The following is a 14288-nucleotide window of genomic DNA, read 5'->3' on the forward strand; positions in this document are numbered from 1 at the left end:
GTACCGGCCGGGCACGCGCAGCGGCGCCTATACTCGTCTGCCGCGATACACGAAACGCAGGGGTGTCAGATGAAGACGATCGGACTGATCGGCGGCATGAGCTGGGAATCGTCGGCCGAGTACTACCGGATGATCAACCGGCACTCGAAGGCATTGCACGGCGGCCATCACAACGCGAAGAGCGTGCTGGTCACGGTCGACTTCGCCGAGATCGAAGCGCTGCAGCGCACGCACGACTGGGCGGCGCTCGGCGAACGGATGGCCGACGCCGCGCGGCAGCTCGAAGCGGCCGGTGCCGATCTCGTCGTCCTGACGACCAATACGATGCATCGCGTGCACGACGCGATCGAAGCCGCGGTGACGCTGCCGTTCCTGCACATCGCCGACCCGACCGGCAGCGCGCTGCGCGACGCGGGCGTCGAGCGCGTCGCCCTGCTCGGCACGCGCTACACGATGGAGCTGCCGTTCTATGCGGAGCGGTTGCGCGAGAAGTTCGGGCTCGACGTGCTGACGCCGGACGAACGCGGGCGCGACAACGTGCACCGGATCATCTACGACGAGCTGTGCCACGGTGTGATCTCGGCGGAATCGCGCGTGACGTACGTGTCGGTCATCGACGAACTGGCAAAACGCGGCGCGCAGGCCGTGATCCTCGGCTGCACGGAAATCACGCTGCTGATCGGCGCGGACGATTCGCCGCTGCCGGTATTCGATACGACCGCGCTGCATGCGAAGGCGGCCGTCGAATGGGCGGCGCACTGAAGGACGCCCGCCATCGCGTGGCGTCAACCGTCGCCGGATGGCATCGCCGCATTGTTCCGCGCGGCAGGATTCAGTCTCCCGAGGCGCGCCTCGCCGCGCGCGCGACTCCGTGCTCTCGCCCGCCACACGGGCCTGGCGCGCACGGCCCGCGAATCACCCAACGCGGCTCGCGCGGGCGCGCCGACACGACTGGTTATTCATTGGTAATAAAGTGACCGCAAATTGGTACGCGAGCAGCGGCGCTCAATCGACCCTGCTCGTCGCAGTCTCTTTTCCACCAACAGGAAACAGGAAATTGAAAAAACTGAACACCGCATTCGGCGCGTTGCTCGCCGTATCGTTCACGCTCACCGCGCACGCCGACCCCAACATCACCGCATCGGCGGCCTCGACGCCCCGGGACGGCTTCGATCGCATGACGTGGGAGATCACGCCCGAGGTCGTGCCGACCCAGGTCAACGCGAGCTACTACTGGGCCAACCAGTTGTCGTCGCAACATGGCGGCCACGCGATCTACACCGGTATCCAGCCACGCACGCAAAGCAGCAACGTGGTGATCTTCAGCGCGTTCGGCACCGGCACGACGCCGCTGTCGGCGAATTGCCGCGGCGGCGCCGACGGCGGCTCCGGCACCTCGTGCTCGATCGCCTACCCGTGGAAAACGGGCCACGCCTACCGGTTGCAGGTCACCGTGACGCAGGGTAATCGCAGCGACGGGCGCTCGACCGTCGACGGCTTCATCACTGACGTCGCCACCGGCGCGACGACGCCGACTGGCAGCATTGCCGTGCCGGCCGACTGGGGCGGCCTGTCGAGTTCGGCTTATCTGTTCGACGAGTACTTTCCGTTCAACGCCGCGTCGAGGGACCCGATGCAGCGGCCATGCGTGCCGTATGCGCGCTACATGACGTCGCTGCCGCATTTCTATCTGAAGGACGTCGACTACCCGACGACCGAACGGTCGATCCGGCTGAATACGGGCCAGGACAAGTGCGCGGCGCTGTCGGGCACGCCGAACGCGCGGGCCACGCTGGTCAACACGACCACCTATCTGCTCGAGAACGGCTTCTTGCCCGGGAGCCCGGGCGCACCGAAATAACGAAGACGGACGCGAAAAACAAAAAACCCGGCACGGAGCCGGGTTTTTCGTAGACGAAGTGCGCATCGGTCAATTGCGCGGCACATCGTCTGGTGTGCTTGGTTGCGGGGACAGGATTTGAACCTGTGACCTTCGGGTTATGAGCCCGACGAGCTGCCAGACTGCTCCACCCCGCGTCAGAGAAATAAATTATAGGGTGAGGAAGTACTCACGTCAATACTTTTGTCACAATTTCTGCTTCCGTTGCCCAAGCGGCGATGCGTGACACATGCGCGAGCCCGCATGACGCACGCGTTCGCACCCCATGCTCGCGGTAAGATGGCGGCCTTCGCATTCACGCCGCACGCACCCTCCCGTTCATGAAAATCGCCACCTGGAACGTCAATTCGCTCAACGTCCGCAAACAGCACGTGCTCGACTGGCTCGCGCAAAGCGGCGCCGACGTACTGTGCCTGCAGGAACTGAAGCTGCCGGACGAGAAATTCCCGCGCGCCGATCTCGAGGCGGCCGGCTACCGCAGTTGGTTCACCGGCCAGAAGACCTACAACGGCGTCGCGATCCTCGTGCGCGACACGCTCGCCGTCGACGAATCGGACGTCGTGCGCAACATCCCCGGCTTCGAGGATTCGCAGCAGCGCGTGATCGCCGCGACGGTCGACGGCGTGCGCATCGTGTCCGCGTATTTTCCGAACGGCCAGGCGCTCGACTCCGACAAGTTCGTCTACAAGATGCAGTGGCTCGACGCGCTGCAGGCGTGGCTGCGCACCGAGCTGCAGCGCTACCCGAAGCTCGCGCTGCTCGGCGACTACAACATCGCGCCGGAAGACCGCGACGTGCACGATCCCGCGAAATGGGAAGGCCAGAATCTCGTGTCGCCGCAGGAGCGCGCGCATTTCACGCAGTTGATCGAACTCGGCTTCGTCGATGCGTTCCGTCGCTTCGAACAGCCCGAGAAAACCTTCACGTGGTGGGACTACCGGATGATGGCGTTCCGCCGCAACGCGGGGCTGCGCATCGATCACATCCTGCTGTCGCCGGCGCTCGCGGCGACCTGCGCGTCGTGCGAGATCGATCGCGTGCCGCGCACGTGGGAACAGCCGTCCGACCACACGCCGGTCGTCGCGGTCGTCGGCTGATCGTTCAGGGCCTGTTCACGCCGATAACAGGCCCCAGGCCGCCCGCGCGCGATCAGCGCCGCGCGGGCGCCGGCCCGAGATGGGCCCACAGAAAGCCGAATTCGGCTGCGTCGGCTTCCGCGCGTTCGAGATCGTCGGCGCTGCCGTGGCCGCCGTCGGTGTTCTCCCAGTACCACACCCGTTCGTGACCGAGCGCCTGCATGCGTGCGGCCATCTTGCGCGCATGCGCGGGATGCACGCGGTCGTCGCGCGTCGACGTCGTCAGCAACAACGGCGGATATGCGACGCCTTCGCGCACGCGGTGATATGGCGAATACGCGGCCAGCGCCGCGCCTTCGCGCGGATCGTCCGGGTCGCCGTATTCGTCGAGCCATGCGGCGCCCGCGTGCAGCTTCGGATAGCGCTGCATGTCGAGCAGCGGCACGCGGCACAGCACTGCGCCGAACAGCTCCGGACGTTGCATCATGCACGCGGCGACCAGCAGCCCGCCGTTGCTGCCGCCCTCGATCCCGAGCTGCGCGGCGTGCGTCACGCCGGTCGCGACGAGATCCTCGGCGACCGCGATGAAATCGTCGAACGAACGCTGCCGGTGTTCGCGCTGCGCGTCGACGTGCCAGCGCGGCCCGAATTCGCCGCCGCCCCGGATGTGCGCGAACGCCACCACGCCGCCGCGTTCGAGCCAGCCGATGCCGAACGCATCGCTGTAGCCCGGCAGGTTCGGAATCGCGAAGCCGCCGTAGCCTGACAGCAGGCACGGCCGCGCGACACGCGCCCTGCCTTCCGGTGCATCGAGGGCATCGCGCGGACCGATCAACGTGTACGGCACCACCGTGCCGTCGCGCGAACGCGCGCTCGCGCGGCGGACGACGAGCCCGACCGCATCGAACTGCACCGGCGGCCGGTCGAGCAACACGCGGCGCGACGGCGCATCGTCCGCGCGATCGGCAAGATCGGCCAGCCAGCATTCGGGCGGATCGAGATAGGTGTCGACGTCGACGTACACCTCGTCGTTCAGCGTCGACTCGACGGGCTCGACGTCGATCTGCGCGTCGCCCGGCCAGTCGAACGGCCGCGCGTCCCACGTCCATGACCCGTCTTCTGCTTGCTTCGGCTGCCACAGCATCGTGCGGTTGTGCACGTCGTCGAGCCAGCTCGCGATCAGCATCGTGCGCGTGTGCGTCCACGTACAGGCGGACGTCGTCCGGCGCGGCGCGAACAACGTCGTGAATTCGCGCGCACCGGCGAGGAACGCCTGCTCGCGGATCGCGAGCAGCGAGCCGCCCGCGTGGCGCACGCCGTTGCAGTCCCAGTCGAGGCGCGGCTCCAGCACGAGCCAGCCTTCCCAGAACCCGACCTCGACATGCGTCGGCACGTCGTAGCGCGCCCATTCGCCTGCGTCGGTCAGCCGGTACGCGTGCGCGTCGAAGAAGTCGACGCTGCGCCACGCGACGTGGCGGCGGTCGATCGGGTCGTACCATGCGCCGGCGCTGATGTCGTCCGGCTCGCCGCTGAACACGACGGGCGCATCGGCGAGCGCGGTGCCGCGTACCCAGCGCCGCGCTTCATACGGATAACCGGCCGCGGTCGCATGCGCTTCGCCGCGATCCCAGCTCACGTACACGGTGTCGCGGTCGATCCAGCCGACCGTGTGATGGCCCGGCGCGTCGATCGTGAACCCGCCGTCGACGAACCGCCGCTCGACGAGATCGAATTCGCGCACGACGACCGCGTCGGCGCCGCCCGGCGACAGCGACAGCAGCACGCGATCGCCGTCCGGATACAGGATCGCGTCCTGCTCGAACACCCACGATTCGCCCTCTTCGGCGCCGAGCGCGTCGACGTCGAGCAGCGTTTCCCACGCCGGCTGGCCGGCCCGCCAGTCGGCCCAGCGCGTGCGGCGCCACAGTCCCTTTGGATGGAGATCGTCCTGCCACAGGTCGTACGCCCAGTCGCGCCAGCGGGTCGGAATCACCGGGCGTTCGCGCGGCAGATACGCTTTCGCGAGACGCGCGGTCAACGCACGATATTCATCGTCGTCGCGCAGCGCGGCGCGCGTGCGCGCATTCTGCTCGTCGACCCACGTGCGGGCGCGCTTGCTGTCGAGTGCTTCGAGGAAACGGAACGGGTCGGCCCCGGTGGGCCAGCGGAAGGAGTCGGACATGGAGGATCGGCGGGATGGCAAACGGCGTGCAAACCGCGATTATGTCCGATCGCGGCATGCGCGGGCCCGCGCATGCCGCGAATCGTGCTCGGTCAGGGCTCCAGATGGAGTTCCTGGATCTTGCGCGTGATCGTGTTGCGGCCGATGCCGAGCCGCTCCGCGGCTTCGACCTTGCGGCCGCGCGTGAAGTCGAGCGCCTCGCGGATCACGGCCGCCTCGAAGCGGCGTGCGAGTTCGTCCATCACGTCGGCCGAGTTCTCGCGCAACAGCCGCGCGACTTCAGTGCGCAGCCCGTGCTCCCACAGCGGGTAGCCGGTCGGCGCGCTGCCGTTCGCCGCGCTCGCGACCGGCGCGGCCGTCGGCGCTGCACCGATCGCGGCAGGCGCCGCCGTCGCGTGGCTGCTGCTACCGTGCACGTCCGCGCCGTCGCCCGTCGCGACGACCGGCGCACCGGCCGGCACGAGGTCGGGCGGCAGGTCCTTGATCTCGACCGTCTGCGCGGGCGCCATCACGGTCAGCCAGTTCGCGAGATTCTCGAGCTGCCGCACGTTGCCGGGAAACGGCAGCGACGTCAGGTACGCGAGCGCGTCGTCGGACACGCGCTTCGGCTCGACGCCGAGATCGCGCGCGCTCTTCTGCAGGAAGTGGCGCGTGAGCAGCGCGATGTCCTCGCTGCGTTCGCGCAGCGGCGGCAGACGCAGCCGGATCACGTTGAGCCGGTGGTAAAGATCCTCGCGGAACAGCCCCTGCCGCACGCGCGACTCGAGATTCTGGTGCGTCGCCGCGATCACGCGTACGTTCGCGCGCAGCGGGTTGTGACCGCCTACGCGATAGAACTGCCCGTCCGACAACACGCGCAACAGGCGCGTCTGCAGGTCGAACGGCATGTCGCCGATTTCATCGAGGAACAGCGTGCCGTTCTCGGCCTGCTCGAAGCGGCCCTGCCGCGTCGTCTGCGCGCCGGTGAACGCGCCGCGCTCATGGCCGAACAGTTCGGATTCGAGCAGATCCTTCGGAATCGCCGCCGTGTTCAGCGCGATGAACGGCCCGTTCGCGCGCGGGCTGTGACGGTGCAGCGCCCGCGCGACGAGCTCCTTGCCGGTGCCCGACTCGCCGGTGATCAGCACGGTCGCGGCCGAATGCGACAGCCGGCCGATCGCGCGGAACATGTCCTGCATTGCGGGCGCCTGGCCGAGCATCTCGGGCGCCTCGGCCACGCGCTCGTCCTGCGGCGCACCGCCGCGCAGGCTTTCTTCCACCGCGCGACGGATCAGCTCGACCGCCTTGTCGACGTCGAATGGCTTCGCGAGATATTCGAACGCGCCGCCCTGGAACGCGGCGACGGCGCTGTCGAGATCGGAGAACGCCGTCATGATGATGACGGGCAGGCCCGGCAGCCGCTCGTGCATCGCCTGCAGCAATTCGAGGCCCGAGCCGCCCGGCATCCGGATGTCGGACACGAGCACCTGCGGCGTCTCGTGGTCGAGCGCGGCCAGCGCGTCGCGCACGTTCGCGAAGCTCTTCGTCGCGAAGCTGTCCCGGGCGAGTGCCTTTTCAAGCACCCAGCGGATCGATTGGTCGTCGTCTACTATCCAGATCGGCTTCATAGGTCGGTCAGGTATGGGTGAATCGCAATGCCGCCGCTCAATGGTCGAGCGGCAGCAGAATCTGAAATTCGGTACGTCCGGGCCGGCTTTCGACCTCGATCATCCCGTCGTGCTGCTGGACAAACGTCTGCGCGAGCGTGAGGCCGAGGCCGCTGCCGTCGTCGCGTCCGGACACGAGCGGGTAGAAGATCCGGTCGCGGATCTCCTCCGGAATGCCGGGCCCGTTATCGACCACGTGCAAGTCCAGTGCCAGCTTGTACAGGCGCTTCGCGATCGTGATCTTGCGCGCGATGCGCGTGCGCAGCTCGATCTTCGCGTCGCCCTGCGCGATCCGTTCGCGCAGCGCCTGCGCGGCGTTGCGCACGATGTTCAGCAGCGCCTGGATCAACTGCTCCTTGTCGCCGCGCAGGTCCGGCACGCTCACGTCGTAATCGCGCTCGATCGTGAGCCCGCGCGGGAATTCCGCGAGCATCACCGCGCGTACGCGTTCGCATACTTCATGGATGTTCACGTCGCCGACGATGTGCGGATGCCGGTGCGGCTCCAGCAACCGGTCGACGAGCGTCTGCAGGCGGTCGGACTCCTTGATGATCACCTGCGTGTATTCGCGCAATTCGCCGCGCTCGCGCTCGCCCAGTTCGAATTCGAGCAGTTGGGCTGCGCCGCGAATGCCGCCGAGCGGGTTCTTGATCTCGTGCGCGAGATTGCGGATCAGTTGCTTGTTGACCGCGGTCAGGTCGTGGATGCGCTCTTCCCGATCGGTGCGCGACTGCCGTTCGTTCTCGAACAGCTCGACGAGCACGAAATCGGGCGCGTTCTCGAGGAAGCCGACGATCGCATGCACGTGCAGCGGTTCGCGGCCGGGCCGATCGAGCACGGTATCGAGGTGCGTCGCGTGAAAGCGTTCCTGGCCGATCGCGGTGATCGTCGACGCGAGCTCGTTCGCGTTCGGGAAAATCTCGCCCCACGGCCGCTGCGCGAGCTGCCGCCGCGAGATGTCGAGCATTGCCTCCGCGGACGGGTTCGCGAACGCGACCCGCAGCGTCTTGCGGTCGAGCACGATCACGACCGTCGGCAGCGCTTCGAGCCCCGCCAGCAGACCCGAGCGCGCGAGCCGCTCGTCGTCCGTCAGTCGTTCGGGCTGCCCCGTTTTCGCCTTGATCAGATTCTTCAGAACCATCTGCGTGCTTGTCGCGCCTCACCGGGCAGAAAATGAAAATCGGCGGAACAAAAAAGGGACGGCCGGACGCCGTCCCCTTTCAGACTCCGCCGTTCCCGCCGCGAGCCGCGCGACGGGAACGAACCGGCATGACGGCGCTGAATCGAAGCGCCATCGCCGATTAGAGCGAGTAGTACATCTCGAACTCGATCGGGTGCGTCGTCATGCGGAACTTCGCCAGCTCCTGCTCCTTCAGCGCGAGGTACGCGTCGATCATGCCGTCCGTGAACACGCCCCCACGGGTCAGGAACTCGCGATCCTTGTCGAGCGCTTCGAGTGCCTGGTCGAGGCCCGCGCAGACGGTCGGGATCTTTGCATCCTCTTCCGGCGGCAGGTCGTACAGGTTCTTGTCCGCGGCTTCGCCGGGATGGATCTTGTTCTGGATCCCGTCGAGGCCGGCCATCATCAGCGCCGTGAAGCACAGGTACGGGTTCGCCATCGGATCCGGGAAGCGCGTTTCGATACGGCGGCCCTTCGGGTTCGACACGTGCGGAATGCGGATCGATGCCGAACGGTTGCGTGCCGAGTAAGCGAGCTTGACCGGTGCCTCGAAGTGCGGGACCAGACGCTTGTACGAGTTCGTCGTCGGGTTCGTGATCGCGTTCAGTGCACGGGCGTGCTTGATGATGCCGCCGATGTAGAACAGCGCCAGTTCCGACAGGCCGGCGTAGCCGTTGCCCGCGAACAGGTTCTGGCCGTCCTTCCAGATCGACTGGTGAACGTGCATGCCCGAACCGTTGTCGCCGACGACCGGCTTCGGCATGAACGTCGCCGTCTTGCCGTACGAGTGCGCGACGTTATGGATGATGTACTTCGACCATTGCGTCCAGTCGGCGCGCTGAACCAGCGTCGAGAACTTCGTGCCGATTTCGTTCTGGCCCTGGCCCGCCACTTCGTGGTGGTGCACTTCGACCGGGATGCCGAGCTGTTCGAGCAGCAGGCACATTTCCGAACGCATGTCCTGGAACGTGTCGACCGGCGCGACCGGGAAGTAGCCGCCCTTCGTGCCCGGACGGTGGCCCGTGTTGCCGCCTTCGAATTCCTTGCCTGCCGACCACGGCGCTTCTTCCGAGTTGATCTTCACGAAGCAGCCCGACATGTCCGTGTTCCACTGGACCGAGTCGAAAATGAAGAATTCCGGTTCCGGACCGAAGTACGCCGTATCGCCGATACCCGTGCTCTTCAGGTACGCTTCGCCGCGCTTCGCGAGCGAACGCGGATCGCGCTCGTAGCCCTTGCCGTCGGCCGGCTCGACCACGTCGCAGGTCAGCACGAGGGTCGACTCTTCATAGAACGGGTCGACGAAGGCAGCGCTCGGATCCGGCATGAGCAGCATGTCCGACGCCTCGATGCCCTTCCAGCCCGCGATCGACGAACCGTCGAATGCATGGCCGCTTTCGAACTTGTCTTCGTCAAACGCCGAAACCGGCACCGACACGTGCTGTTCCTTGCCGCGCGTATCCGTGAAGCGGAAATCGACAAACTTGACGTCCTCGTCCTTCACGAGCTGCATGACGTCGGCGACGGTTTTACTCATAACCTCTTCTCCTGATTGAACAATTCCGGCGGACTGGGAAACCGCCTCGTTTATCGAGCTGACCGGGGTCTTGCTTTGGCGCAGCGCGCCCCGATTCGACCGAATTCTATATAGCAGCTTCCGTGCCAACCATCGCAAAACCGACGCGAATCACGCCGGCCCGCGCCGCAGCGGGGCTTCGCTGCGCGATTCCGGGGCCGGGCGCCGCACCGGCGATGGCGACGTCGCACCGATATGGTGCAATCGATCGGACACATCCGCACAACGCGATCATTCTGGTGCACGCCGTCCATTCTGCACCGTTTTGGTGAGCGCGTGTCCGGCGCGCGCCGTGCCGCATCCGGACGTTCGTGCGGCGACGTCGCGCTAGAATGGCCGTTTGACCGATACGGAGACCCCTGCCATGAGTACGCTGGACCAGCTTTACGCGAAGGCCGACGAACGCCGCGCACAAGGCGCGCTCAACTATGCCGGCGCGCTGCTGCCGGTCGAGGCATTCGAACTGCTGCAGCTCGATCCATCCGCGCGCCTCGTCGACGTGCGCACGCGCGCCGAGCTCGACTGGATCGGCCGCCCGCTCGTCGGCGACGGCCAGTACCTGCACGTCGAATGGACGCGCTACCCGGGCGGCGTGCCGAACGCCGAATTCGTCAACGAACTGAAGGCGGCCCTCCCGGCCGATACGCCGATCCTGTTCCTGTGCCGCAGCGCCGCGCGCTCGAAGCTCGCGGCGGTCGCGTCCGCGCAGGCCGGCTTCACGAAGGCGTTCGACCTGCTCGAAGGCTTCGAAGGCGCGAAGGACGCCGAAGGCCACCGCAAGACGGTCGACGGCTGGTGCTTCCGCAAACTGCCGTGGATCGGCGCCTGACGGCGCGCCGCGCCCGCCGGTTGCGACAGCCTCATCGTCGAGCCGGGCGATGACATGCCGATGACGGGCCGCGTTGTGCGGCCCGTTGCTTTTGGTGCGGCCGCGTTGTTGCAGGCCGCCGCTCAGGCGCGCGGCGTGTCGGGCTCGACGACGTCGCCGCCGAGCAGGTGCACGCCTTCGCGCAGCTTCACGAACGCGGCCGCGACCGCTTCCGGCTCGCCCTTCACGCCGAGATCGATGTGACGGCGCGCATAGATGCCGCCGCGCTCCGCGTCGCCGACGCTCGGCAGGCTGAACACGCGCACGCCCGGGAAATCGCGCTCGATCTTCTCCATCAGCGGCGTCAGCGTCGATTCCGGCAGCTCGAACACGTACAGCGAGCGCTCGGCATGCGGCGTCGCGTGATGCAGATGCGCGTACTTCGTATCGAGCACCCACTCGATCATCGGCCATGCCATCACCGGGAAGCCCGGCACGAAGTGAAGATCGCCGACCGAGAAGCCCGGAATCCGGTTATAGCCGTTCGGGATGATCGTCGCGCCGGCCGGGAACACGCCCATGTTGAAGCGATGCTGGTTCTCCGGCGACTCGAAGTCGACCGGCGTGGCAGGATCGGTGTGCGTTTCGCGGATCCGTTCCGAAATCAACGCCTTCGCTTCCGGGTGCAATTCGAGCGGCACGCCGAGCGCGGCGGCCGCGCACTGGCGCGTATGGTCGTCCGGCGTCGCGCCGATCCCGCCCGTCGAGAACACGATGTCGCCCGACGCGATCGCACGCGCGAGCGTCGCGGTGATGCGCGCGGGATCGTCGCCGACGTATTCGGCCCAGTCGAGCGCGAGGCCGCGCGCGCCGAGCAGCTCGATGACCTTCGCCAGATGCTTGTCCTGCCGGCGGCCCGAAAGGATTTCGTCGCCGATAATGATGATGCCGATGCTCATGCCTGCCCCATGTCGATTGCGGTGGCGCGCGCACTCGCGCGCAGGTCTTCCAGCGCGCGCAGGCAGTAGTGCCCGAACCACAGCGCCGAGAAGACGAGGATGAAAGCGTAAACCCAGATCATGGCGGCCGCGACGAACGGGAACAGCACCATCATCCAGACCGACGAGACCCACACGAAGGTCGGCACGGTGCCGAGCAGCCCGGTCGCGACGCCGATGCCGATCAGCGGCCAGCGATGCCGGCGCACGAGCGCGCGGCGCTCGTCGCGGCTCGCGTGCAGCGCGAGCGCGTCGTAGGTCATCACGCGGTACGTGAGCCAGCCCCAGATCACCGGCGGCAGCAGCGCGAAGAACGGCGGAATCAGCCACAGCGGGATCGTGACGACGAGCAGCACGACGCCGACGATCGCCGCGCCGAGCGAATTGACCACGCTGCCGAGGAAGGTGCCGCCCCGCTTCGGCTCGAGCGCCGCGAACTGCCGGTTCGACAGGTGCTTGATCACGACCGGCATCGAGATCGTCGCGATCAGCAGCAGCACGGTCAGCACGATCAGCGGGATCGCGAGCGACACGACCACGAACGGCGCGACGACCGCATGCAGCTGCGACATGCCGATCGCATCGAACGCGCGATACAGCGCGGCCGTCAGCACGAAACCGTCGAGCGCGCCGCGCGCGAGATCCAGCAGCGTCTGCCACGAGAACCACAGCACGACGCCCCACAGCAGCGCCGACACGACGAACGGCATCAGGGTGAGCCACAGCATGCGCGGATGCAGCGCGCTGGCGAGCGCCCGGACGAAGGAACGCAGCAGGTCGTTCATGCGAGCCTATGAAATCTGGATTGACGGAGAAAAACGGGGAAAGCATAAACCACGCGGCCCGCGTGCGCCAAAGCGCAGGCGGGCCGCGTGGGAAAGTCGTTCACCGGGAGAAAGGCCCGATCGGGATGGGAATCAGGCCGACGCCGCGCCGCGCTTCGCGGGGAACAGGCGCCGGAAGATCCGCACGAACGCGAGGCCGTGCTGCGACCAGAAGCCGTCGCCGTAGGACACGCCCTCCACCTGCTCGCGGATGCCGGTCGGCTCGACCGTGCGGTTCCACGACGCGGTGCCGAACATCATGTCCCACCACGGGAACAGCACGCCGAAGTTGCAGCCGTACTTGGTGCCTTCGTGGCCGTAGCCGACCGCATGGTGGCGGCGGTGGAAGATCGGGCTGACGAGCAGGCGCTCGCCGATGCGGCCGTACGACAGCCGCGCATTCGTATGCTGGATGCTCTGCAGGAAGTTCGTGACCGCGGTCAGCACGACGAACTGCGACGGCGTCACGCCGATCACGAGCGCGATCGCCGCGAAGAAGCACGACTGGAGCACGTCGTCGAGCAGGTGATTGCGGTCGTCGCACCACAGCGACATCTGCCGCTGGCTGTGATGAACCGCGTGCAGCTCCCACCAGATGCCGAACTTGTGCTGCCAGCGGTGATACCAGTAGCCGGCGAAATCGAGCACGACGAGGTAGATCGCGAACGCGACGATCGGCTGCGAGGTCACGCCCGGCCACAGATAGTCGAGGTTCACGTTCGCGACGCCGTGCAGGCGCAGCCACGCCTGGAGGTTGTCGAACACCGGCTGCAGCGCGAAGAAGAAGAACAGCGTGTAGATGCCGAGCTTCGAGATCGCGGTGTAGATCACGTCGACCCGCACCGCGCGGCGGTTCTTCCAGCGCTCGACCGGCAACAGCGCCTCGAGCGGGCGCAGCAGCGCGAACATCAGCACCATCTGCAGCGCGCCGACGATCACCCAGTACAGCGCATCGTAGGTGTCCTCGTCGTAGTCCATCAGGTTGAACTTGAAGAGGAGCGGCTGCACGACGTCGACGTACAGCCAGGTCTGGATGTCCGACACGAACGCATCGATCAGGTGCAGCATCGTTCGCCTCCGCCCGTCACGCGCCGTTCGCCGCCTTCCACGGCGCGCGGTCGTAGAAGTAGATGCCGTGCGGCGAGCGGCCGACGGCGATCGTCTGCACCAGCTTGCGCGAGGCCAGATCGATGATCCCGACCTTCTTCGCGAAACGGAACGTCACCCACAGCGTCTTCTTGTCGGCGGACAGCTCCATGTCATCGGGGCCCGGCAGCAGGCCGGTGATGTCGCCGACCTTGGTGAGCGTGATCTCGTCGATGATGCTGATCGTGTTCGCGACGCGGTTCGTGATCGCGACGTGCGTGCCGTCGGCGAGCGAGCGGAAGTTGTGCGCGCCCTTGCCCGTCTGGATCGTCTTCACGATCTTCTGATTGCGCCAGTCGACGACCGCGACGTAATCGGCGCCCGTCATGCCGACCAGCAGGTATTTGTCGTCCGGCGTCATCCACAGGCCCGCCGGCACCTTGCCGACCGGCATCTTCCACTTGACCGTCTGCGTCGCGAGGTCGACCGCCGCGATCTCGCCGGACACCTGCAGCGACACGAGCACGGTCTTGCTGTCCTTCGTGAACGCGAGGTGGCTCGGCATCACCGCGAGCGGCAAGCGCTTCACGAGATGCAGGTCGCGGCCGTCGTAGCTGTAGATGTCGAGCCGGTCGAGGCGCAGCCCGGTCGACACGAACCACTTCTTGTCGGGCGAAAAGCCAAGCTGGTAAGGATCCTCGATGCCTTCGACCGTGCGCTGCAGCTTGCCCGTCTTCGGATCGACGAACATCAGGCTGTTCGAGACCGAATTTGCGACGATCAGCGACGAATTGTCGGGCGTCGCCATCAGATGGTGCGGCTCCTTCCCGGTCGGCATCGTGGATACGACCTCGCGGGACTGCTGGTCGATCAGGGAAAGCGTCGCTTCGGCCGAATTGAGGACGATCACGTTATTCGCGTGTGCGGCGGGCGCCAGCACGGCGGCGGCCAGCGCAAGCGTGCGGCCGAAGGAAAGGAAAGTGCGCATGAAGACTCACGTCGTGGAACAGCG

Annotated in this window: 12 protein-coding genes and 1 tRNA gene; 4 read left to right on the forward strand and 9 right to left on the reverse strand. The window is 66.7% G+C overall.

Annotation, left to right across the window (positions count from 1 at the left end):
- Window positions 1–69 precede the first annotated feature (69 nt).
- Complete coding sequence (locus J8I35_RS31530; RefSeq protein ID WP_209928883.1) at window positions 70–762, forward strand: aspartate/glutamate racemase family protein; 693 nt, start codon at window positions 70–72, stop codon at window positions 760–762.
- 295 nt (window positions 763–1057) lie between these two features.
- Entirely contained in the window at window positions 1058–1861 is an 804-nt protein-coding gene (locus tag J8I35_RS31535) for a DUF3472 domain-containing protein (RefSeq protein ID WP_050013018.1), read from the forward strand.
- A gap of 99 nt (window positions 1862–1960) precedes the next feature.
- Here J8I35_RS31535 and J8I35_RS31540 read toward each other — a convergent pair.
- Window positions 1961–2037, reverse strand: a tRNA-Met gene (locus J8I35_RS31540).
- Between the two features lie 183 nt (window positions 2038–2220).
- Between J8I35_RS31540 and xth the strand changes: the two genes are divergently transcribed.
- A complete protein-coding gene (gene xth, locus J8I35_RS31545) occupies window positions 2221–2997 on the forward strand; it encodes an exodeoxyribonuclease III (protein WP_209928887.1) in 777 nt (258 codons plus the stop codon).
- Window positions 2998–3049: 52 nt separating this feature from the next.
- Here xth and J8I35_RS31550 read toward each other — a convergent pair whose 3' ends face one another.
- The 4 genes from J8I35_RS31550 to glnA form a co-directional block, all read right to left on the reverse strand.
- Window positions 3050–5158 (reverse strand): prolyl oligopeptidase family serine peptidase, encoded by a 2109-nt coding sequence (locus J8I35_RS31550; protein ID WP_209928889.1) that lies wholly within the window; start codon window positions 5156–5158, stop codon window positions 3050–3052.
- A gap of 92 nt (window positions 5159–5250) precedes the next feature.
- On the reverse strand, window positions 5251–6765 hold the full coding sequence (ntrC, locus tag J8I35_RS31555) for a nitrogen regulation protein NR(I) (RefSeq protein WP_050013021.1): 1515 nt from the start codon (window positions 6763–6765) through the stop codon (window positions 5251–5253).
- Between the two features lie 37 nt (window positions 6766–6802).
- Window positions 6803–7945, reverse strand: a complete 1143-nt coding sequence (gene glnL, locus J8I35_RS31560; RefSeq protein ID WP_179233407.1) for a nitrogen regulation protein NR(II) — start codon at window positions 7943–7945, stop codon at window positions 6803–6805.
- A 160-nt stretch (window positions 7946–8105) separates the two neighbouring features.
- The gene (gene glnA, locus J8I35_RS31565; RefSeq protein WP_017331833.1) at window positions 8106–9521 is read right to left on the reverse strand and encodes a type I glutamate--ammonia ligase; all 1416 of its coding nucleotides are present in this window, start codon (window positions 9519–9521) and stop codon (window positions 8106–8108) included.
- 403 nt (window positions 9522–9924) lie between these two features.
- Here glnA and J8I35_RS31570 point away from each other — a divergent pair, with 403 nt between their 5' ends.
- The gene (locus J8I35_RS31570) at window positions 9925–10389 is read left to right on the forward strand and encodes a rhodanese-like domain-containing protein (protein ID WP_050013022.1); all 465 of its coding nucleotides are present in this window, start codon (window positions 9925–9927) and stop codon (window positions 10387–10389) included.
- A 122-nt stretch (window positions 10390–10511) separates the two neighbouring features.
- Here J8I35_RS31570 and J8I35_RS31575 read toward each other — a convergent pair whose 3' ends face one another.
- From J8I35_RS31575 to J8I35_RS31590, 4 genes are all read right to left on the reverse strand, one after another.
- Complete coding sequence (locus J8I35_RS31575; RefSeq protein WP_074802464.1) at window positions 10512–11327, reverse strand: molybdopterin-binding protein; 816 nt, start codon at window positions 11325–11327, stop codon at window positions 10512–10514.
- On the reverse strand, window positions 11324–12151 hold the full coding sequence (locus J8I35_RS31580) for an EI24 domain-containing protein (protein ID WP_050013024.1): 828 nt from the start codon (window positions 12149–12151) through the stop codon (window positions 11324–11326). The genes J8I35_RS31575 and J8I35_RS31580 overlap by 4 nt, the downstream gene beginning before the upstream one ends.
- 132 nt (window positions 12152–12283) lie before the next feature.
- Complete coding sequence (locus J8I35_RS31585) at window positions 12284–13258, reverse strand: sterol desaturase family protein (RefSeq protein ID WP_124557652.1); 975 nt, start codon at window positions 13256–13258, stop codon at window positions 12284–12286.
- A gap of 16 nt (window positions 13259–13274) precedes the next feature.
- A complete protein-coding gene (locus J8I35_RS31590) occupies window positions 13275–14264 on the reverse strand; it encodes a beta-propeller fold lactonase family protein (RefSeq protein WP_089488603.1) in 990 nt (329 codons plus the stop codon).
- Window positions 14265–14288: the final 24 nt, after the last annotated feature.

The organism is Burkholderia sp. CpTa8-5 (genome assembly GCF_017815045.1).
GTDB classification, from domain to species: Bacteria; Pseudomonadota; Gammaproteobacteria; order Burkholderiales; family Burkholderiaceae; genus Burkholderia; species Burkholderia sola.

Excerpts from the sequence above, each read along its gene's own strand:
- J8I35_RS31590 (WP_089488603.1), bottom strand. The coding sequence starts at position 14,264 with ATGCGCACTTTCCTTTCCTTCGGCCGCACGCTTGCGCTGGCCGCCGCC.
- J8I35_RS31585 (WP_124557652.1), bottom strand. The coding sequence starts at position 13,258 with ATGCTGCACCTGATCGATGCGTTCGTGTCGGACATCCAGACCTGGCTG.
- J8I35_RS31570 (WP_050013022.1), top strand. The coding sequence starts at position 9,925 with ATGAGTACGCTGGACCAGCTTTACGCGAAGGCCGACGAACGCCGCGCA.
- xth (WP_209928887.1), top strand. The coding sequence starts at position 2,221 with ATGAAAATCGCCACCTGGAACGTCAATTCGCTCAACGTCCGCAAACAG.
- glnA (WP_017331833.1), bottom strand. The coding sequence starts at position 9,521 with ATGAGTAAAACCGTCGCCGACGTCATGCAGCTCGTGAAGGACGAGGAC.
- J8I35_RS31575 (WP_074802464.1), bottom strand. The coding sequence starts at position 11,327 with ATGAGCATCGGCATCATCATTATCGGCGACGAAATCCTTTCGGGCCGC.
- J8I35_RS31580 (WP_050013024.1), bottom strand. The coding sequence starts at position 12,151 with ATGAACGACCTGCTGCGTTCCTTCGTCCGGGCGCTCGCCAGCGCGCTG.
- glnL (WP_179233407.1), bottom strand. The coding sequence starts at position 7,945 with ATGGTTCTGAAGAATCTGATCAAGGCGAAAACGGGGCAGCCCGAACGA.
- J8I35_RS31530 (WP_209928883.1), top strand. The coding sequence starts at position 70 with ATGAAGACGATCGGACTGATCGGCGGCATGAGCTGGGAATCGTCGGCC.
- ntrC (WP_050013021.1), bottom strand. The coding sequence starts at position 6,765 with ATGAAGCCGATCTGGATAGTAGACGACGACCAATCGATCCGCTGGGTG.
- J8I35_RS31550 (WP_209928889.1), bottom strand. The coding sequence starts at position 5,158 with ATGTCCGACTCCTTCCGCTGGCCCACCGGGGCCGACCCGTTCCGTTTC.